The following is a 20,708-nucleotide window of genomic DNA, read 5'->3' on the forward strand; positions in this document are numbered from 1 at the left end:
CGCCGTAGAGGCCAAACTGTGGGCAAAAGAATAGCAAATTTAACCTTAAATTAAAATCTTATCATTTTGACCAACATAGCAACTTACGACTAAAGTCCTGCTAATTTTGACCAAATATGCCAAGGTTTTGCTTTCTACAACCCGATTATTTAAACGACGTTCCTACGATCAAATACACAGCTTCCATATCCTGCTCCGTACGACCGTATGCCAACATAATAGGTCCAATTGGCGAGTCCACACCAAAGAAAATTGATGCGGCGTTATACAATGGTGCTTCATTCAATTTCAGATCGTTGTCTGACCATGTACCGCCATGTTCTAGCGACGCGCCTACATAAACTGGCGCTTCAAACAATCCAAAATCATTGTCGAACCATTTGTAGCGATATACCAAACTGCTGAAGAATAAGTTTTGCCCAATCAAGCTGTTTCTCGGTATGCCTGACAAATGCAAAAAGCCCCCTAACTCACGAGGGTCCAGCGTTATCGACGAGTTTTTACTTTGCACAAAGCTGTATTCTGCTTGTCCGACTAAAGTATGACGCTGATAGCTCATTGCCCCCTTAAATCGAGCGTCAATTTCATACACTGTATCTTCCACAATATCTTTAGGCTTGGACTGACCTATCTCTTCAGGGCTGGTATCGTGAGAAACCAAATATTCTAGGTCGACCAACAAACCTCGCGTAGGAAAAGCAAAATCATCGAGGGTGTCTAAGCGGTAATTGGCAAACAAGCCTCTTCGCTCAAAATCTAGATTGCCTACAGACGCCAATGTCGATAACTCGATGCTACCCGAAGAGTATCGACCGCCCAATCTCAACTCTTGCCACAACGTAGGCTGAATGCCAATCGCTATCTCGGAAACAAACTCGGTATAAGACACTGGCAAAAAATCGTTCACCGAACTTAAACTCGAGTCATCATCACTGACCGGCAAGTTTCGCCCTTCACTGCTGTACGCCACCTTACCAGCCACAAAAAACTCTTGGCTCGACAGAACCGGAGAATACAGCTCCGCCTCAATGAGCTTATCTGTGCCCATCTCAACGTTGAGTGCCATTTCAGCACCGTGCGAGTTTAAGTTGGTAAAGTTAGTCGACATCCCTATGCCGTATTGGCTGTCGGTATCAAAGTCATCTTCAAGGAAGAAACGGAAGTTGAGGTAGTTTGGGCCCCAAGATTTTTCGTTAACGTCAAACACCAATAAATTCGAACCATCGACTTCTTCAAAGTGATAAGTAATTAACTCAAATCGGTCCAATGCATAGAGGTTTTCTACCGCTTTTTCGATTTCAGCCGTTTCGATTTTACGGCCAGTTTCCAGTTCCAAACGGTTGGTCAACAAAACATCGCTATAGTGGGTATTGTTTACAATCACAATCTCATCCACTACGCGATCGTCACCATAAACGAGCTTTTTGCGAACTTCCTGCTTATGGTCGATGTACTTTTGATACTCCGCGTTTGATAAACGCAGTCCCGCTAGCTTCGACTCCATTTCTTTGGTGATGTCATAACCAGATTGAAAAGCCCAAGGCATTTTGTCGAACTCGACGGTTTCCATTTGGCCGACATTGGGACGAATATAAACATCGTGTTCTTGCAGGGTTTCGACTTGCTGCTGGGTACTGCGACGCACCAGATAGTTGGAGAGTTGGTCTGCAACGGTAAACAGCCCAGTAAAATCATCTTCGGTTTTGTAGTCGGTACTGATGTCTACCGCGATAACCACATCCGCGCCCATCGCACGCGCAACATCCACTGGCATGTTGTTGACCACGCCACCGTCAACAAGCATGTGGCCATTTAACTTATACGGAGGGAGTGCGCCGGGTACAGACATACTGGCCATCATGGCATCAACTAAATAACCGTTGCCGATCACCACTTCGTCCAGTTCTAAAATATCTGTCGCGACGGAACGGTAAGGAATGGCAAGCTCATCAAAGGACTCAAAACGTCCGAGGTTGCCTGTGGTCTCGCGCAAGACACGCAACATGTTTTGCCCTTGAACCACACCAGTTGGAGCACGAACCTCGCCGAACCGCAAACCAAGGTCGGTCGTGATTTGATAGCGGTCTTCATATTCTTTGTCACGAACACGACGCTGACTGCGATCGACGCGATCACGATAACCACTGTTCCAATCAACAGAATAGATAAAACTTTCGATTTCATCGGCGCTCATGCCTGTCGCGTACAAACCGCCAACATAAGCTCCCATGCTTGTCCCTGTGATGATATCGACAGGAATGTGCATTTCTTCTAGCGCCTTGAGTACACCAATGTGGGCAGCGCCTTTTGCGCCGCCACCAGCGAGAACAACCGCGACTTTAGGACGAGTCGGAGTATCCTCATTTTTGACTTGAGCAACAGAAGGAGTGGCTATCAAAAACAAACTTACCCACAACGCGAAATAGCGCGACATCGGGCTTGATGACAGCGTTTTGAACATCCACTTCTTCCTTTACTGAATACTTGATCACTAATATGTACTAAGAATTGACCAGTGAAACAAGTCCATGTTGTTGATTTGGAGATCCTACCAATCAAACAAACTATTCAACCAGTTAGATTTTTTCTCACACTGTTGTTTGATTTGACCCGTTTTATCCCATACTGGAAGTTTGTAATCGCTGCGGCAATTCATCTCTAAACCACCGTTGGAGGTCGGTTTAAAGCCAAGCGTCGTCACTTCTTTAGGCCAAGGCAACTCCAAACGCTCAGGAATTCGCTGCGCCAAGTATTCCGCGTAAACACGCAATGCACCGCTTGACCCCGTAAGGTTGATTGGCTTGTTATCATCACGGCCTAGCCAAATGGTCGTCACTTCACGGCCATCAATCCCAACAAACCAGCTATCACGAGTATCGTTACTGGTGCCCGTTTTGCCCGCCAATGCAGCCCAAGCGAATTGGCTTTGAAGATAGCGACCTGTACCTTGTGCGACACCTTGTTTCATCGCGTAAGTCGTTAGCCAAGCCGCTTGTTCATCAACCGCGCGAGAGGAACGAGGCAACGATTGATAAAGCACGTTACCGTCCATATCGATGACGGAACGAAGCGCGGTCAGCTTAGCGCGTTTACCCGAGTTAGTCAGTGTTTGGTACATTTGCGCCACTTCAAATGGCGTCAATGAAAACGAGCCCAAGAACATAGAAGGCACAGGACGAATCTCATCTTTGTTGACGCCTAAGCGTTCAAGTGTGCCAGATACTTCAGGAATACCAAGCTCCATCCCCAACCTTACCGTTGGTACATTCAATGACTTCGCAAGCGCAAGGTAAAGTGGCACATCACCACGATATTTACGGTCGTAGTTACGCGGAGTCCATACCGAGCCTTTGCTACCTTTCAAACTTAGAGGCGTGTCGTGCAGCGTCGTCCCCAAATTGTATTTGTCTGGCTGTTCAAGCGCGGTCAGGTAAATTGCCGGCTTGACCAACGAACCAATTGGACGACTAGCATTAAGCGCACGGTTAAAGCCTTCATAACCCACGCGTTTACCACCAACCATGGCACGAATTTCACCACTGTGGCGATCAACAGCCACGGCAGCAGCTTCGAGTTCTTTACCGCCTCGCTTCGCTAAATCCGGTATTTTCTTCGCGATCGCCTGCTCCATTTTACTTTGAGAGACAGGATCGAGAGACGTAAACACGCGCAGACCAGTTTCAGCCTTGAAGCGATCACCGACCTTCTCTTTCAGCTCGATATTCAATTGCTGGAAGTATGCAGGCTGACGGCTCGCAATACGTGGTTTGCTTTGTGTATCCAGAGGTCGACTCACAGCTTGTTCATATTGCTGCGATGTGAGCATGTTTTGTTGCATCAGCAATCGAAGCACCAAGTCTCGACGCTCTTTAGTGCGCTCAGGATAGCGAACAGGATTGTAGTACGACGGTCCTTTCACCATGCCCACCAGCATCGCAAGTTGATCAATTCGCAACTCTTGGATTGGCTGCCCAAAGTAGTAGCGTGATGCTAAGCCAAAACCGTGGATCGCTTCGCCGCCGCTTTGACCCAAATACACTTCATTGAGGTAGGCTTCTAAAATGCGGTCTTTGCTGTAACGGTAATCAAGAATAAGCGCAATATAAGCTTCGCGCACCTTACGCCACAGCGTTTTATCACGGGTTAGAAATAAGTTTTTCGCTAGCTGCTGCGTTAAGGTACTGCCACCTTGAACGGTGCGACCCGCTTTGATATTCGCCACTAAAGCACGGGCAATAGCCAATGGTGAAACACCATCATGCTGATAGAAGTCTCGGTCTTCTGTCGCCAACAAGGCATCAACTAAAATTTCAGGGAATTGGTCACGACGTAAGAACAGACGTTGCTCATCACGATCTTTTTCAAGCATCCCCAGCATCTTTGGCTCAAGGCGCAAGTAGCCTAGATCGCCTTTTGACTCTAAAGATTGAATACGCTGTAAACCACTGTCTGAGAAGTGCAGCATGACGTGGCGATCCGGTTCTGGGCCATCAGCAAATTCAAAAGGACGGCGAATCAGTTCAACGCGAGTCGAAGAAGAAGAATACTCACCAGGGTAACGAGGCTGGCTTACCTTGCGGTAGTTCAGTACATCTAATTCGTTGCGAAGTTCTTGAATGGTGATGTTTTCACCTGGATTGAGGTTCAAAATGCGCGCGTACACAACGGTAGGCAATTCGAATAGCTGCCCATCAAAGCGTTCTTTAACCACACTATCTAGGTAAATACCAACAAACAGCAACACCGCGGCAAGAGCAACGCCGGCTTTCCAGCTAAAAGACCACAACACTTTGAGCCAAGAACGTTTCTCGTTGGTTGGCTTTTTACTCGGCGTGCGACGAGGGCGTTTTGTGGTGCCTTTGCTGGCTGTACTTTTCTTCGCAGGCGCTTTCTTAGCGCTTGGCTTCTTACTGTCAGTCATTATTCAATTGTCTTTTCGTTTTCGTTGTCGCTACGTGGTTTGCCGGGTCATCTGGCCAAACGTGTTTTGGGTAGCGCCCTTTCATCTCTTTTTGAACGTCTTTGTAGCTTCCATTCCAGAAAGCCGCCAAGTCTGACGTCACTTGCAATGGACGTTGTGCGGGAGAAAGTAGTTCAAGCACCAAACGCTTGCGGCCAATGGCCACCGTTGGCGACGTACTTTCCCCAAACACTTCTTGCATTCGCACTGACAATACGGGCTCATGCCCATGTTGATAACGAATGCGCTTTTTAGTCCCAGTCGGTAACTGATAATGTTCTGGCAACCATTCATCCAAGTGTTGATTGAGTGGCCAGCCTAATCGAGCATTAAGCGCTTCGACCAAGTTTATCTTGCTCAGATCTTTCACCGAAGCGACCGACGTCATGTACGGTTCTAACCATTCGTCTAATGAATCCAACAAACTGGCTTCATCAAACATTGGCCATGCTTGCTCAGGTAACCAATCCACCGCACAGCGAATACGTTCAAGCAGGCTTTCCGCTGCCGGCGTCCAGTTTAGACTGCTTAAGCCCTGACGGCGGACATAAGTGAGTAAAGCTTGTGTCATTTTTTCTTTACCCGGATTAGGTAATGACACCCTTTCAATCACCAATTGACCGAGTTTTCGTTGTTTCTCGGCCACTAAACGCCCTTTCTTTTCATCCCAATCCACTACTTCTTCAGTAGAAAATAGCGAATCAAAAGTCGTTTGCAATATATTGACGTCCAATTCACACGCTAAATGTATTTGGCTCGAATTGGAATGAGACCGCATCAGATCAATCGCGACCAAGTACTCACAGCCGCCTAACATATCGTCAGGACGACATTCTGCACCATGACCATTCGCTAGTGCAAAGCGACCAAATTGATTGGCGCGTTGCTGAGCGATCCTGTCGGGAAACGCCAAGCTCAACACCAACGGCAATGCATCTTCACCCACTTCTCGAAGGCTAAACGTGGTATCGAGTTTATGCGCAAGAGATTGTGCGCGCTTCAATAACAACGATTTTTTCGGATGAGAACCGGACAACCAACGATGCAAGCTATGTGCGATATTCGTTACATTACGCTCTGGCTCTTCAATTAGGGCGACCGCCGCCAAAGCGACATTTACCATCTTATCGCTGTGGGATTGCGATTTAATTAACATCGCTGCCGCGCGAGGTTCTACGCCCAAGTCATGAGCCTGCTTTCCTTCCGCAGTCAGTTGTCCTTGCTCGGTAATAAGCCCTAATGAAAACAACAACTGCTTAGCTTGTTGCAGCGCGGCAGCAGAAGGAATATCGAGCCATTTTAGCTCATGAATATCGGTCGTCCCCCAAAACGCCAGCTCCATTACCAAGCTCGCAAGATCGGAATGCAAAATCTCAGGTTGTGGCACTTGTGGCTGTTGCTTGAGTTGGCTTTCTGAATAGAGGCGAACGCAAATCCCCTCTTCAATTCGCCCAGCACGACCAGCTCGCTGGATGGCTGACGATTGAGCAATACGCGTTTGCTCCAATCGTGTAAGGCCATTTTTCAAGTCAAAACGCGCAACGCGCTCCAAACCAGAATCCACCACAAGGCGAATGCCTTCAATTGTCAGAGAGGTTTCCGCAATGTTGGTTGCCAATACGACTTTGCGCTTACCTTTTTCTGCAGGAGAGATGGCTTTCTGTTGCTCAGTAAAGCTCAACTGACCATACAACGGGCATACTTCAACATCGTCCGGTAAGTGCGATAAACGCTCTTGCACTTGCTTAATGGCCGCCACACCGGGAAGAAACGCAAGCAGAGAGCCTGACTCTTTATTCATCAAACTCTCTATATTTTTTGCCATTACCGTTGAAAGATGATCGTTGGCAGTAAGCGGAACATAGCGAGTTTCCACAGCAAAGCTGCGCCCTTCTGATTCAATATAACAAGCTTCCGGCAGTAAAGATTGCAACGCTTCTTGATCCAACGTTGCCGACATCACCACCAGCTTAAGATCGTCTCGCAATGCTTCTTGAACTTCCAAGCTAAGCGCCAAAGCCGTATCGGCATGAATACTGCGTTCATGGAACTCATCAAAAATCAGCAAATCGACACCATCTAGCTCAGGGTCATTTTGGATCATGCGAGTCATGACTCCTTCAGTCACAATTTCTAACTGAGTAGAAGCACTTACCTTTGTCTCGCCACGAACGCGATATCCCACTCGCTGGCCAACTTGCTCGCCCAGTTGATCGGCCAAATATCTCGCGATATTGCGCGCAGCTAATCGTCTTGGTTCAAGCATGATGACTTTCCCAGTCACCACTTGGTTCTGGATAAGTTGTAAAGGGAAGTACGTCGATTTACCCGCACCAGGCGCGGCTTTTAAAATAACCTGATGTTGATGTTTGACCGCCGTAAGTAGCTGGGGCATCACGGCTTCAATCGGCAATTGTGACAAAGGAAATACCTTGTGGTGTAATGGTGGCAACATTGTACATAAAAACATTCCCGTCTAAATAAGCAAATGCAATTCAAACCCGCTTTAGAGTCAGCCACTCTACTTAAACGCTACAAACGCTTCCTTGCTGATATCGAATTTGATAATGGTGAGCTGCGCACCATCCACTGTGCGAACACCGGTGCGATGACAGGTTGCGCGACACCCGGTAATAAAGTTTGGTTTTCAACGTCCGACAACCCAAAACGCAAATACCCCAACAGCTGGGAGCTAAGTGAAACCGCGCAAGGGCATCGTATTTGTATCAATACTGCCCGCGCCAACCAATTAGCCGTTGAGGCTATTGAAAATAATGTCATTTCAGAGCTTTGCGGATATGACACACTTCAAACTGAAGTGAAATATGGCAATGAAAATAGTCGAATTGATATCTTGCTCAGCGCAAGCGACAAGCCAAAGTGCTATATAGAAGTGAAAAGCGTCACTCTTCTTGATGAGACAGGCTCTGCTGGACAAGGATACTTCCCAGATGCCGTCACGACTCGTGGTCAAAAGCACCTGAGAGAGCTCACAGAAATGGCACAAAATGGAAGTAGAGCCATACTTTTATTCACTGTTTTACATTCAGGTATTGAAAAAGTATCCGCGGCACACCATATAGACGCGAAATATTCACTATTACTCAAACAAGCACAAGACGCCGGAGTAGAAGTTCTCTGCTATAAAGCCGAACTGAGCAATACTGAAATGAAGCTAATTTCCGCTATTGATTTTATCAATTAAGAGAAAAAATGATGTCGTCTTCACATTGACGACAACTTTGCGATTCAGTGTTTGCTTGCACCGCCTCTTTTTGCTATAGATACCCGCCTTAAATTGACTGCGTAGCAGTTGACTAGGTGTAAGTAGGAGATGCTGTATGCCAGAAGCAAAGAAGAAAACGATCGGCATCCTAGCCATTGCCGGCGTGGAGCCATATCAGGAGAAGCCTGGTGAAGAATACATGTCACCAGCGCAGGTTGAACACTTTACGAAAATCTTAACAGCTTGGCGTGACCAACTACGAGCTGAAGTAGATCGTACCGTTCACCACATGCAGGACGAAGCAGCAAACTTCCCAGATCCAGTTGACCGCGCCTCTCAAGAGGAAGAGTTCAGCCTAGAACTGCGTAATCGTGACCGTGAGCGCCGTTTGATCAAGAAGATTGAAAAAACATTAGACAAAATCAAAGAAGATGATTTTGGTTTCTGTGAGTCTTGTGGCGTTGAGATTGGCGTTCGTCGCCTTGAAGCACGTCCAACTGCAGACCTTTGTATTGACTGTAAAACACTTGCAGAAATCAAAGAGAAGCAGATGCAAGGTTAATCACCACGCATTTGATTACTGAAGGGAGCTAAGGCTCCCTTTTTGTTTTGGCTAATATCAGTCCCGTAAGCGCTCAGAACCACAAACACTCACCACAGGCAAAACGCTATTGCCACTTCGTGTTTACAAAACCTAGCTGAAGCGTTACTTACGATGACTAAACTGTACATCTAATAAATTCGAGATACACCCATGGCACGCTACGTAGGTCGATTTGCCCCATCCCCTTCTGGCCCATTACACTTTGGCTCATTGATTGCTGCGCTTGGCAGTTATTTTCAAGCCAAAGCAAACAACGGAATTTGGTTAGTACGCATTGAAGATCTTGATCCACCAAGAGAAATGCCCGGCGCTTCGCAACTGATTCTAGAAGCGCTTAAAGCTTACCAGTTGCATTGGGATGGAGAAGTGGTGTATCAAAGCGAGCGTCATGACCTTTACCAAGCACAGATCGACGCTTGGCTCGACAACGGTGACGCCTATTATTGCCAATGCACTCGCAAGCAAATTAAAGAGCACGGTGGCTTTTATCCGGGAACTTGCCGAGATAAAAACTTGAAAGAAGGCGCGATTCGCCTAAAAATGACCAAACCCGTCGCCCGCTTCCTCGATCAGAAACATGGAATGATTGAGATTCCAGAGCAATTGGTTAATGAAGATTTCATTATTAAACGTCGAGATGGATTATTTGCTTATAATCTTGCGGTAGTATTGGACGACATCGACCAAGGGGTTACTGAAGTGGTTCGAGGTGCAGACCTGATTGAACCAACAGGACGCCAAATCAGTTTGTACCAAATCCTTGGACAACCTGAAGTTAGCTACTTGCATTTACCATTGGCGATGGATGACAACGGCAACAAATTGTCGAAACAAAATCACGCGACAGCTATTGATATCGAAAACCCTAAGCCAGCTTTATTGCATGCCATGACGTTTTTAGGCTTTGATGTGCCTGAAGAAATAAAAGCCGCCAGCATGAACGAAATTCTTCGTTGGGGCTGCGAAAATTGGCGCTTAGAACAACTGCCATCAGAGATCGAGATCACACCGCGATTCTCAAATGGCACTGTGTAGGCTATCATTAGCCGCAAAATCAGCCCTAGAGGCGCAGATAACTAACCAAAGCAAGATTGGATTAAACCCAGTTATTGCCAGATGCACATGAATACAAACGACTATACACCAAGCGAACCTGCCACAGTTCCAGAGCTCGCTCTCAATGTAATAACTCGTGAAGAGCACAACATTTCGCGTAAGCAGATCAGTGACAACGCACTGAAAGTGCTGTACCGACTAAACGGTGCTGGTTTCGATGCTTTTCTTGTGGGTGGCGGGGTTCGAGACTTACTGCTTGGACAAAAACCGAAAGACTTTGATATTGCGACCAACGCAACGCCAGAACAGATCAAGCAGCTATTTAGAAACTGCCGCTTGATTGGCCGACGCTTCCGTCTGGCACACATTATGTTTGGCCGAGACATCATCGAAGTGGCGACATTCCGCGGTCACCATCAAGAGCAAAAGAACAAAAACATCTCTCAGCAATCCAAAGAAGGTATGCTGCTACGCGATAACGTGTACGGCACCATTGATGAAGACGCTGAGCGCCGTGACTTTACGATCAACTCGATGTACTACAACATCGCTGATTACTCGATCCACGACTACGCGCGCGGTATCGAAGATTTAGAAGATCGTCTGATTCGTCTGATTGGCGATCCAGAAACACGCTACCGTGAAGACCCAGTGCGCATGCTGCGTGCGGTTCGCTTTGCCGTGAAACTGGACTTTGATATTGAAGAAGACACCGCAGCACCAATCGAAGAGATGGCGCCGCTACTGCGTGAAATTCCTTCCGCTCGTCTTTTCGAAGAGTCACTCAAACTCTTGCAGTCAGGCCATGGTCTAGAGACATACCACCTGCTACGTGAATACAACTTATTCCAACAGCTGTTCCCAGCCATTTCGGAGCACTTCACAGAAGACTACTCGTCGCATACTGAACAAATGCTCGATCTTGTGTTGGATTCCACAGACATGCGTATTGAAGATGGCAAGCGCATTAACCCAGCATTTATGTTTGCTGCGATGCTGTGGTACCCGCTGTGTGCACTAGCAGACAAACTCATGGATCAGCATAACTTGTGTCATTACGACGCGATCATGGAAGCGAGCAACATCATTCTTGATGATCAAGTTCGCACCATCGCAATTCCACGTCGCCATACTGCGACCATCCGTGAGATTTGGCAGCTGCAATTGCGCCTTCCACGACGCAATGGCAAACGTGCGTTCCGCCTAATGGAACTCAACAAATTTAGAGCTGGCTTTGATTTTCTTGAAATGCGCGGTGAAATTGAGGGTGGCGACACTCTGAAGCTTGCTAAGTGGTGGGAAACTTTCCAAAATGCAGGCCGAGAAATGCGCCAAGCGATGGCCGCAGACCTAGATGGTCAAGCACCAAAATCGGGCCAACGTCGCCGCAAAACCTTTCGCAAGAAAAAGAGTAAGCCGAAATCATGATCACAGCGTACATTGCGGTAGGCAGTAACTTGGCTGATCCTGTCAGCCAAGCTCAGCAAGCGATTGAGGCTCTAAAAACGTTACCAAACTCTGAGTTTGTACAAGCGTCTTCGCTATACAGCAGCACGCCTATGGGGCCACAAAATCAGCCGGATTACATCAATGCGGTTGTGGCGATCAAAACAAATTTGACGCCTCTTGAGCTACTTGATTGCACTCAAGCAATTGAGCAAGAGCAAGGGCGTGTCCGAAAAGACGAACGTTGGGGACCAAGAACCTTGGATCTTGATATCGTTCTTTACGGCAATGAGGTGATTAATTCCGAAAGACTTATTGTTCCTCATTACGGAATGCGAGAGCGCGAATTCGTACTCTACCCTCTTGCGGAAATTGCACCAAGTTTACAACTCCCTGATGGGACCGAGGTCTCTGAACTACTGGAACAAGTAGATAGAAACGGCCTCAGAATTTGGCAGTCATAGCCAGCTCCTAGTAAGGATAAAACAATGAAAAAGATGACCATCAACGACCTTATCAAGTGGAAGCAAGAAGGTCGTAAATTTGCTACTTCAACCGCTTACGATGCGAGCTTTGCACAACTTTTTGAAAGCCAAGAAATGCCCGTTCTTTTAGTTGGTGATTCACTTGGTATGGTATTGCAAGGTGAAAACGATACGCTACCAGTAACGGTAGACGACATCGTGTACCACACTCGCTGTGTGCGTGCTGGCAGCCCGAATTGCTTGCTAATGGCCGATATGCCATTCATGAGCTACGCAACACCAGAGCAAGCGTGTGAGAACGCGGCAAAATTGATGCGCGCAGGCGCAAACATGGTAAAAATCGAAGGCGGCGACTGGCTAGTTGATACCGTTAAGATGCTTACTGAACGCGCAGTGCCAGTCTGTGCTCACCTTGGTTTAACCCCTCAGTCTGTTAACATTTTTGGTGGTTACAAAATCCAAGGTCGCGATCAAGAAAAAGCGGATCGCATGGTAAAAGATGCGTTAGCGCTACAAGAAGCAGGCGCTCAAATCGTCCTACTAGAATGTGTGCCTGCTGAACTGGCAGAACGCATTACTAAAGTACTCGACGTACCAGTTATCGGTATCGGTGCGGGTAACGTAACGGATGGTCAGATTCTTGTAATGCATGATATGTTCGGCATCTCTGCCAACTACATGCCTAAATTCTCCAAAAACTTCCTTGCTGAAACAGGTGATATGCGCAAAGCCGTTGCAAAATACATTGAAGATGTAGCAAACGGTGTATTCCCAGACGACGCTCATACCATTGCCTAGAGGATAAAAGCATGCAAACTTTTGCGGAAATCTCAGCAGTTCGTGAACACCTTAAAACCTTTAAACGTGAAGGTCGTAAAATTGCCTTCGTCCCTACAATGGGCAACCTTCACGAAGGTCACTTAACTTTAGTGCGTAAAGCGCGCGAATACGCTGATATCGTTGTCGTAAGCATCTTTGTAAACCCGATGCAATTTGATCGTGCAGACGATTTAAATAACTACCCGCGTACGCTTGAAGAAGACTTAAGCAAGTTGACGGCAGAAGGCGTCGATGTGGTATTCACGCCAACTCCAGAAATCATCTACCCAGAAGGTCTGGATAAGCAAACCTTCGTCGATGTTCCTGGCCTCTCAACAATTCTAGAAGGCGCGTCTCGCCCAGGTCACTTCCGTGGCGTGACGACCATTGTGAATAAGCTATTTAACATCGTACAACCGGATGTAGCATGCTTCGGCGAGAAGGACTTCCAACAACTTGCTGTTATCCGCAAGATGGTTGATGACCTAGCAATGGATATTGAAATCATTGGTGTACCAACCGTACGAGAGATGGACGGCTTAGCAATGAGTTCACGTAATGGCCTGCTGACATTGGATGAACGTCAACGTGCTCCAGTACTTGCTCGTACAATGCGTTGGATCAGCAGTGCCATTCGTGGTGGCCGCGATGATTACGCATCCATCATTGAAGATGCAAATGATCAGCTACGCGCTGCCGGTCTTCATCCTGATGAGATCTTCATTCGTGATGCTCGTACTCTGCAAGTGATCACACCAGAAACGACGCAAGCTGTCATTCTGATGTCGGCATTCTTAGGTCAAGCTCGTCTTATCGACAACCAAACCGTTGATATGGTTGTAGAATCGAAAGATGAAGCAGAATCTAATGATGGCACCACAGCAAACGCTGAATAAGCCAAACGCTCAAAAGAAAAAGGTCGACCTTGTGTCGACCTTTTTTATGTTCTACGAATAGACGCAATCAAATCCTTCAGGACGTGTTTTAAACCGTTTGTGCAACCACATCCACGCAGGAATATCGCGTCTTATCATTTTTTCGAGTTCTTGGTTCAAGATACTTGCCGCTTTCATCGCATTACGCTTTTCAAAATACTCACTGAGATCCTTCCCAATATACAACGTGTAGTGATGATTCCTGCTCACTGTGACACCTGATATGACCGCGCACTTTGTTGCGTCAATAAGCACACTAGACCCCACTGTGCTCGCAGCTTGTTCAACGGCAAAAAACGGTGCAAAAACAGAATGGCTGGCACCATAATCATGATCAGGTAAATACCAAAGTCGATGGCCATTTTTCAAAACTTTGAGCATTGATTTCACGTCTTTTCGATCGATCATTTGATGCCCAAAACGAGTTCGGCCTCGATGTTGAATAAATTCATAAGCAGGGTTTGAGTTTGGTCGATAAACACCATAGCCTTTGGCAAATTGGCTAAAGATACGAGCGGTTATTTCCAAGTTCAAATGGTGACTACACACCACTAATACACCGCGACCGTTCTTTTCCTCTGTGAGCAGACGATCTTTGCCAACAATAGAAGTTATGCGATTAATTCGCCAGTCAGGCCAAAACCAAGCGATACCAGTTTCGATGAGCGCCATTCCCGTGTATTGAAAGTTTTTTCGTACCACATCCTTGCATTGCCAATCTGTATAGTCAGGAAAACATAGCTGAAGATTACGCAAAGCGATCTTGTATCGGCGCTTCATTAACTGCATCGCAACGCAACCGATGCTTCTACCTAAGATTCGTAAAACCACATACGGCAGTACATTAACAATGATTGCTAGAGCTCCAAATGCCAGCCAAACAGACCAATATTTGGGCTTGAGTAACTGATAGGAAAAAATCGGCGGCGGGACAATATTCATAGGATCACTCATTTATTACAAATGATTGAAACCTATCATGATAAAAACCGGAAGATTGTATGGGTATGTATTGTTGTGCATGCAAAAGAGCAGCGTAAATCGCTGCTCTTTTCTTTATGAGCATGGCTTAGCTTCGTAGCCCAATCCCTTTTGTTACCAAGTAGTGGGCAATGGCGTACAGCACCACAACAAACACACCAAGTACACTAAATGAAGTCACGATACCAACATCCGATACGCCTAAAAATCCGTAACGGAATGCATTCACCATGTAAACAATTGGGTTGATTTTCGATACACCTTGCCAAAACTCAGGCAACAGGCTAATCGAATAAAACACACCGCCAAGATAGGTAAGCGGCGTTAATACAAACGTAGGAATGATTGAGATGTCATCAAACGTCTTTGCGTAAACCGCATTGATCAATCCACCAAGAGCAAACACCACCGACGTCATAAATACCGTCGCCACAATAATGCCCCAGTGCTCAACCTGTAGATCCACAAACAGCAGCGACACGCACGTCACAATAGCACCAACCAGCAAGCCACGGGTTACACCACCCATGACATAACCTGCGATGATGACGTAGTTTGGCACAGGTGCAACCAACAACTCTTCGATGTTCTTTTGCAGTTTTGCACTAAAGAATGAAGATGCGACATTTGAATATGAGTTGGTGATCACCGACATCATGATCAAACCCGGCACGATGTATTCCATGTAGCTAAATCCGCTCATTTCACCAATTCGAGAACCGATCAGATTACCGAAGATGATGAAGTACAGCGTCATCGTAATCGCTGGAGGCACCAAAGTTTGTACCCAAATACGCGAGAAGCGCGTCACCTCTTTACCCAGCAAACTACGAAATGCCGTCCAATACAGTTGGTACATTTACTTGCTCCCCTCTCTGACAATGCTGACAAACAGTTCTTCTAATCGGTTGGCTTTATTGCGCATCGACAGCACTTTCACGCCATGTTCCGTTAATTGAGCAAACACCGCATTGAGACCTTGGCTTTTATCTAACTCAATTTCTAATGAGCCATCGATTAAGCTTTGACGATTGACACCATTCAACTCAGGCACTTCGCCGTCAGTCTCGATATCTAGAATAAAGGTTTCTACGCTGAGTTTGCTGAGCAACGCTTTCATGGTGGTGTTTTCAATCAACTCGCCGCGATTGATAATGCCTATGTTGCGACACAGCATTTCCGCTTCTTCTAAATAGTGCGTAGTAAGAATGATAGTGATCCCTTGCTGCTGATTGATTTCTTTGAGGAAATCCCACATTGAACGACGCAGCTCAATGTCCACCCCAGCCGTCGGCTCATCCAAAATCAGCAGTTTTGGTTCGTGCATGAGCGCGCGAGCAATCATCAAACGACGCTTCATACCACCCGATAAGTTACGGGCACGCTCTTTGCGCTTCTCCCATAAATCGAGCTTCTTCAGGTATTTTTCGGCTCGATCTTTTGCCAGAATTTTAGAAACACCATAGTAACCCGCTTGTTGAATGACGATCTGCTCAACCGTTTCAAATTGGTTGAAGTTGAATTCTTGAGGCACTAAACCAAGGTTTTGCTTGGCAAGTTCTAAATCAGTATCAATGTCATAACCAAAAACTTTTGCTACTCCAGAAGTCTTATTAACCAAAGAAGAGATGATGCCGATCGTGGTTGATTTTCCTGCACCGTTAGGTCCAAGAAGCGCGTAAAAGTCACCTTTTTTAACTTGTAGACTGATGCCTTTTAACGCTTCAAAGCCGCCCGCATACGTTTTACGTAATTGTTCAATTTCTAATGCGTACATAGCGTAATGATTGCCATCTGTTAGTGAATTGGGATGACCAGTTCCAAGATAAGCATCACCTGAAGCTTAGTAGGAAGCTGGAGAAAGTTTCATTAGTTTATCGTCGAATAACGATGATTACAATTAAACCTTTCGACAATATTGGAAATATCAACCTTGTAATTTTCAAGGTTTTCAATTGAGGGGGTTAAGGGGAAACAAAAAAAGCGCTGCTAAACAGACTGAGCAGCGCTTTCATACAGAACGTAAAAATTAAGCTGTCATTCGCTGGTATTGATCCGATTCAACATGCGCGACAGCCGCATTCAAGGCTTCGTAGCGGAACTGATACATATTGTTGTCCGGCACTAGGTCGATGACATGAAACTTCTCGAGTTGCTCGCGAGTACGCTGATTCGGACACAACAAGTACACTTCACAGCGAGCATCTAACGCGTCTTTAATGGCGTTTTCGAGTGCTAGGCCCACCGTAACATCCAGCATAGGAACATCGGTCAAATCCAAGATCATCACGTCGTAATCAGAAATACTGGTGTGTTGACGAGAAATGGCCTTAGACACACTGAAAATCATTGGGCCAGAGAGATAGAAGAACAACACTCGCCCATTGGCGAGATCTAACAATCCTCGTTCACTGTCCGTCAGTGGCACATCGTCTTCGTCGGCATCACTGATGGCTTTTACCTGACGAGCTTGTTCGCGACTCAAGCGCTCAATAATCATGATGTTTGAAACAAACACACCCAAACCAACGGCCACAATGAGATCAACAAACACCGTCAGTAGCATCACGCCATACATGATCGCCATGCCAGAAAAACTGACCTTATGCGCGCGCTGAATAAAGCTCCAGTCTAAGATGTTAAAGCCAACGTACACCGCGATGCCTGCTAGCACAGCCATTGGGATAGGTTCGGTTAATCCACCAGCCACCAAAACAACCAGAGCCAGTACTAAGGCTCGTACCACACCAGATAATGGAGAGCGAGCGCCAACTTGGATGTTTGTCACCGTGCCCATCGTCGCACCCGCTCCTGGAAGTGCACCGAATAAACCTGAAATCATATTCGCTAAGCCCTGACCACGAAGCTCTTTGTCGGAATCGTGCTCTTTACGGGTAAGTGAGTCACCGATAACCGCCGTTAACAAGGTATCAATACAACCGAGCGTACCTAACACCAATGCATCGATGACCATTTCAACGAACATATCGGGGTCGATATGTGGCGCGACCAAAGATGGCAGGCCAGCCGGAATTTCCCCGATACGGCGGATATCTTCCGTATCAAACAACATCACCGACAATAAGGTCACTGCGACCAGTGCCACCAACTGGGCGGGTACATATTTGCGATACTTCTTTGGGAAAAAGAACAGAATGCCTAATGTCAGCAAGCCAAGGAAAAGCTCGTTAAATTTTAGATTAGAAATGGTTTCAGGCAGCGCAGATAATGTTCCTAGCACTCCTCCCGTAGGCGCAGCGTGCCCCAGGAGTGGCGACAATTGAAGAATGATAAGTATGACACCAATACCCGACATAAAGCCGGAGATCACGCTGTAAGGCATTAAGGTAACGTATTTACCCATCTTCAGCGTTCCAAGCAAGATCTGAAATGCACCCGCCATCATGACAACAGTAAACGTCATCGCCATACCTGTTTCAGGGTACTTCGCCATCATACTGGTCAATACGGCTGTCATGATCACCGTCATCGGACCCGTGGGTTCTGAGATAAGTGTATTTGAGCCACCAAACAAGGAGGCAAACAAGCCCACCATTATGGCGCCCCAAAGGCCAGCTTCTGCGCCCGCCCCCGAAGCAACCCCGAACGCCAACGCCAAAGGGAGAGAAATAATGGCCGTGGTCACCCCGCCAAATATATCCCCTTTGAAATTGATATCTTTAAAACGACTACCGAACACCGTTTAGCTCCCTGCATTAATTTCAAAATTAAATAAGTAAAATGTCATTACTTTAACGAGGAATGTGAAAAATTAAACCATAAATAAATTATGGCTTAATTCGTTATCTAATAAGCGGTCTGAATTGTACGAATTTATTTCCAAGAACACGTCAGATGAGTCCTGTCTGACGCATATTTAACGGGATCGAAATTGTAACATTGTGTATAGTTACAACGCTGATCGCTTGATATGTTTCAATTGCGATGAGTGCTTTTGTCATTTAAGGGAAGTAGTTTGCAAGATGCCGGAAATTAAACAGTTATTTGAGAATAATTCAAAATGGTCGGAAGAAATCAAATCTGATCGTCCTGAATATTTCGCTAAGCTCGCCGAAGGCCAAAAGCCTGATTTTCTTTGGATTGGCTGCTCCGATAGTCGAGTACCCGCAGAACGATTAACCGGCCTTTACTCCGGTGAATTATTTGTTCACCGCAATGTTGCAAACCAAGTCATTCACACAGACCTCAATTGCCTTTCCGTTGTTCAATACGCCGTTGATGTACTCAAGGTGAAGCACATTATTGTGTGTGGTCACTACGGTTGCGGCGGTGTTAACGCAGCGATAGATAACCCTCAACTCGGGCTTATCAATAACTGGCTACTGCACATCAGAGATCTTTACTTCAAGCATCGTTCTTACTTAGATCAAATGCCTGTTGAAGATCGTGCCGATAAGCTTGGTGAAATTAACGTTGCAGAACAAGTTTATAACCTAGGCAATTCAACCATCATGCAAAACGCGTGGGAGCGCGGGCAAGATGTCGAAATTCATGGTGTCGTATACGGAATTGAAGATGGTCGCCTTGAATATTTAGGTATTCGCTCTAATTCTAAAGAGACCGTTGAAGCATCGTACCAGAAAGCACTGTCGACGATTTTAAACCCTGACAATAAGCTTCTGTGTCGCTAAGCCATAAAATCTGAATAAATAAAAAACGCCCATTTATATGGGCGTTTTTTTGTATTTCGAATAGTGAACTCAATTATTCTTGAGGAACCACTTTACCGATGAATGGTAGGTGACGGTATTTTTGAGCGTAATCGATACCAACACCAACAACGAACTCGTCAGGGATCTCGAAACCAATCCAATCAACTGGCACATTTACTTCACGGCGAGATGGCTTGTCTAGTAGCGTACAAATCGCGATAGATTTAGGTTCACGTAGCGATAGGATTTCGCGAATTTTATTTAGCGTGTTACCTGTATCAATGATGTCTTCAACAAGCAAAACGTCTTTGCCTTTAATGTCATCATCCAAATCTTTCAAGATGCGTACATCGCGTGAGCTTTCCATCGTGTTGCCGTAGCTTGATGCCGTCATAAAATCAACTTGATGAGTCAGTTCAATAGCACGCGCTAGGTCGGCCATAAATACAAAAGAACCACGCAACAAGCCAACCAAAACTAGGTCTTCACTGCCTTGGTAACGCTCTGTAATTTGTTTGCCTAATTCACGAATTCGTTCCTGAACTTCTTGCTCAGAAATCATGACTTCTATTGTATGTTTCATACTGTGCTCAATTTAGTTTGTGGGTTGAGGTAGGTCGCACGCAAACGATCACCTAATCTTACGGCGTGTAGTGTATCACCACGAAGAGTGGGTTGAAAGTCACATCCTTTTGCGGAAAATTCTTGGGAGCGCTGCCAAATTTTCGAAAGTTTACAGCAAAACTTATCAATAATAATGACATTACTGTCTATAAATTATCCATCAGATGTTGACCTTGTGCATATGCACCATTACACTCATCACTGCTTAAAGCAATTATTAAAATAATCAATTAGGGGGTTACCCCCAACAACAACTCAAATGGCAAGGAAAATGGATATGGACTCAATTGCAAAGAGACCTAGAACTAGGCTTTCTCCTCTTAAACGTAAGCAACAACTCATGGAAATCGCGTTAGAAGTATTTGCACGCCGTGGTATTGGCCGTGGTGGTCACGCAGATATTGCTGAAATTGCGCAAGTGTCTGTTGCAACCGTTTTTAACTACTTCCCAACTCGCGAGGATTTGGTTGATGAAGTTCTCAACCATGTTGTCCGTCAGTTCTCGAATTTCCTTTCGGACAATATCGACCTAGACATACACGCTCGTGAAAACATCGCAAACATCACCAATGCGATGATCGAGCTTGTAAGCCAAGATTGTCACTGGCTGAAAGTTTGGTTCGAGTGGAGCGCATCAACTCGTGATGAAGTTTGGCCTCTATTTGTGTCTACCAACCGCACTAACCAATTACTGGTTCAAAACATGTTCATTAAAGCGATTGAACGCGGTGAAGTGTGTGATCAACACGATTCAGAACACTTGGCAAATCTATTCCACGGTATTTGTTACTCGCTGTTCGTACAAGCAAACCGCTTCAAAGGTGAAGCCGAGTTGAAAGAGCTCGTGAGCGCTTACCTAGATATGCTTTGCATCTACAATCGCGAACACTAAAGCTCAG

General features: G+C 46.0%; 17 protein-coding genes. 9 read left to right on the top strand and 8 right to left on the bottom strand.

All coding sequences use genetic code 11. From position 1 onward, the window contains the following. Window positions 1-145: 145 nt before the first annotated feature. The 3 genes from NL646_RS14290 to hrpB form a co-directional block, all read right to left on the bottom strand. Window positions 146-2,461, bottom strand: coding sequence for a patatin-like phospholipase family protein (locus tag NL646_RS14290; RefSeq protein ID WP_025504003.1), 2,316 nt, complete (start codon window positions 2,459-2,461; stop codon window positions 146-148). Between the two features lie 87 nt (window positions 2,462-2,548). Further along, window positions 2,549-4,921: a penicillin-binding protein 1B gene (gene mrcB, locus NL646_RS14295; RefSeq protein WP_005494015.1), complete on the bottom strand. Its 2,373-nt coding sequence runs from the start codon at window positions 4,919-4,921 to the stop codon at window positions 2,549-2,551. Beyond that, complete coding sequence (hrpB, locus tag NL646_RS14300; protein ID WP_253664354.1) at window positions 4,914-7,382, bottom strand: ATP-dependent helicase HrpB; 2,469 nt, start codon at window positions 7,380-7,382, stop codon at window positions 4,914-4,916. The genes mrcB and hrpB overlap by 8 nt, the downstream gene beginning before the upstream one ends. Window positions 7,383-7,448: 66 nt before the next feature. On the opposite strand from hrpB, the gene sfsA reads away from it, so the two are divergent. The 7 genes from sfsA (at window position 7,449) to panC (ending at window position 13,492) form a co-directional block, all read left to right on the top strand. Further along, window positions 7,449-8,165, top strand: a complete 717-nt coding sequence (gene sfsA, locus NL646_RS14305) for a DNA/RNA nuclease SfsA (RefSeq protein ID WP_017447689.1) — start codon at window positions 7,449-7,451, stop codon at window positions 8,163-8,165. 136 nt (window positions 8,166-8,301) lie between these two features. Continuing rightward, window positions 8,302-8,748 (top strand): RNA polymerase-binding protein DksA, encoded by a 447-nt coding sequence (gene dksA, locus NL646_RS14310; protein WP_005490361.1) that lies wholly within the window; start codon window positions 8,302-8,304, stop codon window positions 8,746-8,748. Between the two features lie 192 nt (window positions 8,749-8,940). Continuing rightward, entirely contained in the window at window positions 8,941-9,825 is an 885-nt protein-coding gene (gene gluQRS / locus NL646_RS14315) for a tRNA glutamyl-Q(34) synthetase GluQRS (RefSeq protein ID WP_021450009.1), read from the top strand. A gap of 81 nt (window positions 9,826-9,906) precedes the next feature. Then, window positions 9,907-11,274, top strand: a complete 1,368-nt coding sequence (gene pcnB, locus NL646_RS14320; protein WP_015297242.1) for a polynucleotide adenylyltransferase PcnB — start codon at window positions 9,907-9,909, stop codon at window positions 11,272-11,274. After that, window positions 11,271-11,756 (top strand): 2-amino-4-hydroxy-6-hydroxymethyldihydropteridine diphosphokinase, encoded by a 486-nt coding sequence (gene folK, locus NL646_RS14325; RefSeq protein WP_005494002.1) that lies wholly within the window; start codon window positions 11,271-11,273, stop codon window positions 11,754-11,756. The genes pcnB and folK overlap by 4 nt, the downstream gene beginning before the upstream one ends. Before the next feature lie 24 nt (window positions 11,757-11,780). Then, a complete protein-coding gene (panB, locus tag NL646_RS14330) occupies window positions 11,781-12,575 on the top strand; it encodes a 3-methyl-2-oxobutanoate hydroxymethyltransferase (protein WP_005454450.1) in 795 nt (264 codons plus the stop codon). An 11-nt stretch (window positions 12,576-12,586) separates the two neighbouring features. Continuing rightward, complete coding sequence (gene panC / locus NL646_RS14335; RefSeq protein ID WP_005494000.1) at window positions 12,587-13,492, top strand: pantoate--beta-alanine ligase; 906 nt, start codon at window positions 12,587-12,589, stop codon at window positions 13,490-13,492. 51 nt (window positions 13,493-13,543) lie between these two features. On the opposite strand, the gene NL646_RS14340 is transcribed toward panC, so the two are convergent. The 4 genes from NL646_RS14340 to NL646_RS14355 form a co-directional block, all read right to left on the bottom strand. Next, the gene (locus tag NL646_RS14340) at window positions 13,544-14,473 is read right to left on the bottom strand and encodes a Kdo(2)-lipid IV(A) acyltransferase (RefSeq protein WP_253664355.1); all 930 of its coding nucleotides are present in this window, start codon (window positions 14,471-14,473) and stop codon (window positions 13,544-13,546) included. A 127-nt stretch (window positions 14,474-14,600) separates the two neighbouring features. Then, a complete protein-coding gene (locus tag NL646_RS14345; protein WP_005479696.1) occupies window positions 14,601-15,371 on the bottom strand; it encodes an ABC transporter permease in 771 nt (256 codons plus the stop codon). After that, entirely contained in the window at window positions 15,372-16,289 is a 918-nt protein-coding gene (locus NL646_RS14350; protein WP_021450010.1) for an ABC transporter ATP-binding protein, read from the bottom strand. Between the two features lie 252 nt (window positions 16,290-16,541). Further along, window positions 16,542-18,212, bottom strand: coding sequence for a SulP family inorganic anion transporter (locus NL646_RS14355; protein ID WP_253664356.1), 1,671 nt, complete (start codon window positions 18,210-18,212; stop codon window positions 16,542-16,544). 283 nt (window positions 18,213-18,495) lie between these two features. On the opposite strand from NL646_RS14355, the gene can reads away from it, so the two are divergent. Further along, a complete protein-coding gene (gene can / locus NL646_RS14360; protein ID WP_005462578.1) occupies window positions 18,496-19,164 on the top strand; it encodes a carbonate dehydratase in 669 nt (222 codons plus the stop codon). 73 nt (window positions 19,165-19,237) lie between these two features. Here can and hpt read toward each other — a convergent pair whose 3' ends face one another. Next, window positions 19,238-19,768 (bottom strand): hypoxanthine phosphoribosyltransferase, encoded by a 531-nt coding sequence (gene hpt, locus NL646_RS14365; RefSeq protein ID WP_005479701.1) that lies wholly within the window; start codon window positions 19,766-19,768, stop codon window positions 19,238-19,240. 318 nt (window positions 19,769-20,086) lie between these two features. Here hpt and opaR point away from each other — a divergent pair, with 318 nt between their 5' ends. Next, window positions 20,087-20,701 (top strand): transcriptional regulator OpaR, encoded by a 615-nt coding sequence (gene opaR / locus NL646_RS14370; protein WP_005479697.1) that lies wholly within the window; start codon window positions 20,087-20,089, stop codon window positions 20,699-20,701. Window positions 20,702-20,708 lie beyond the last annotated feature (7 nt).

The sequence above is a fragment of the Vibrio sp. Y20_XG_PY13 genome (genome assembly GCF_024181925.1).
In the GTDB taxonomy this organism is placed as follows: Bacteria; Pseudomonadota; Gammaproteobacteria; order Enterobacterales; family Vibrionaceae; genus Vibrio; species Vibrio parahaemolyticus.

Bases quoted from the DNA above. Each gene is read 5' to 3' on its own strand.
- NL646_RS14290 (WP_025504003.1), bottom strand. From the start codon at position 2,461: ATGTTCAAAACGCTGTCATCAAGCCCGATGTCGCGCTATTTCGCGTTG.
- mrcB (WP_005494015.1), bottom strand. From the start codon at position 4,921: ATGACTGACAGTAAGAAGCCAAGCGCTAAGAAAGCGCCTGCGAAGAAA.
- sfsA (WP_017447689.1), top strand. From the start codon at position 7,449: ATGCAATTCAAACCCGCTTTAGAGTCAGCCACTCTACTTAAACGCTAC.
- dksA (WP_005490361.1), top strand. From the start codon at position 8,302: ATGCCAGAAGCAAAGAAGAAAACGATCGGCATCCTAGCCATTGCCGGC.
- gluQRS (WP_021450009.1), top strand. From the start codon at position 8,941: ATGGCACGCTACGTAGGTCGATTTGCCCCATCCCCTTCTGGCCCATTA.
- pcnB (WP_015297242.1), top strand. From the start codon at position 9,907: ATGCACATGAATACAAACGACTATACACCAAGCGAACCTGCCACAGTT.
- folK (WP_005494002.1), top strand. From the start codon at position 11,271: ATGATCACAGCGTACATTGCGGTAGGCAGTAACTTGGCTGATCCTGTC.
- panB (WP_005454450.1), top strand. From the start codon at position 11,781: ATGAAAAAGATGACCATCAACGACCTTATCAAGTGGAAGCAAGAAGGT.
- panC (WP_005494000.1), top strand. From the start codon at position 12,587: ATGCAAACTTTTGCGGAAATCTCAGCAGTTCGTGAACACCTTAAAACC.
- NL646_RS14340 (WP_253664355.1), bottom strand. From the start codon at position 14,473: ATGAATATTGTCCCGCCGCCGATTTTTTCCTATCAGTTACTCAAGCCC.
- NL646_RS14345 (WP_005479696.1), bottom strand. From the start codon at position 15,371: ATGTACCAACTGTATTGGACGGCATTTCGTAGTTTGCTGGGTAAAGAG.
- NL646_RS14350 (WP_021450010.1), bottom strand. From the start codon at position 16,289: ATGTACGCATTAGAAATTGAACAATTACGTAAAACGTATGCGGGCGGC.
- can (WP_005462578.1), top strand. From the start codon at position 18,496: ATGCCGGAAATTAAACAGTTATTTGAGAATAATTCAAAATGGTCGGAA.
- hpt (WP_005479701.1), bottom strand. From the start codon at position 19,768: ATGAAACATACAATAGAAGTCATGATTTCTGAGCAAGAAGTTCAGGAA.
- opaR (WP_005479697.1), top strand. From the start codon at position 20,087: ATGGACTCAATTGCAAAGAGACCTAGAACTAGGCTTTCTCCTCTTAAA.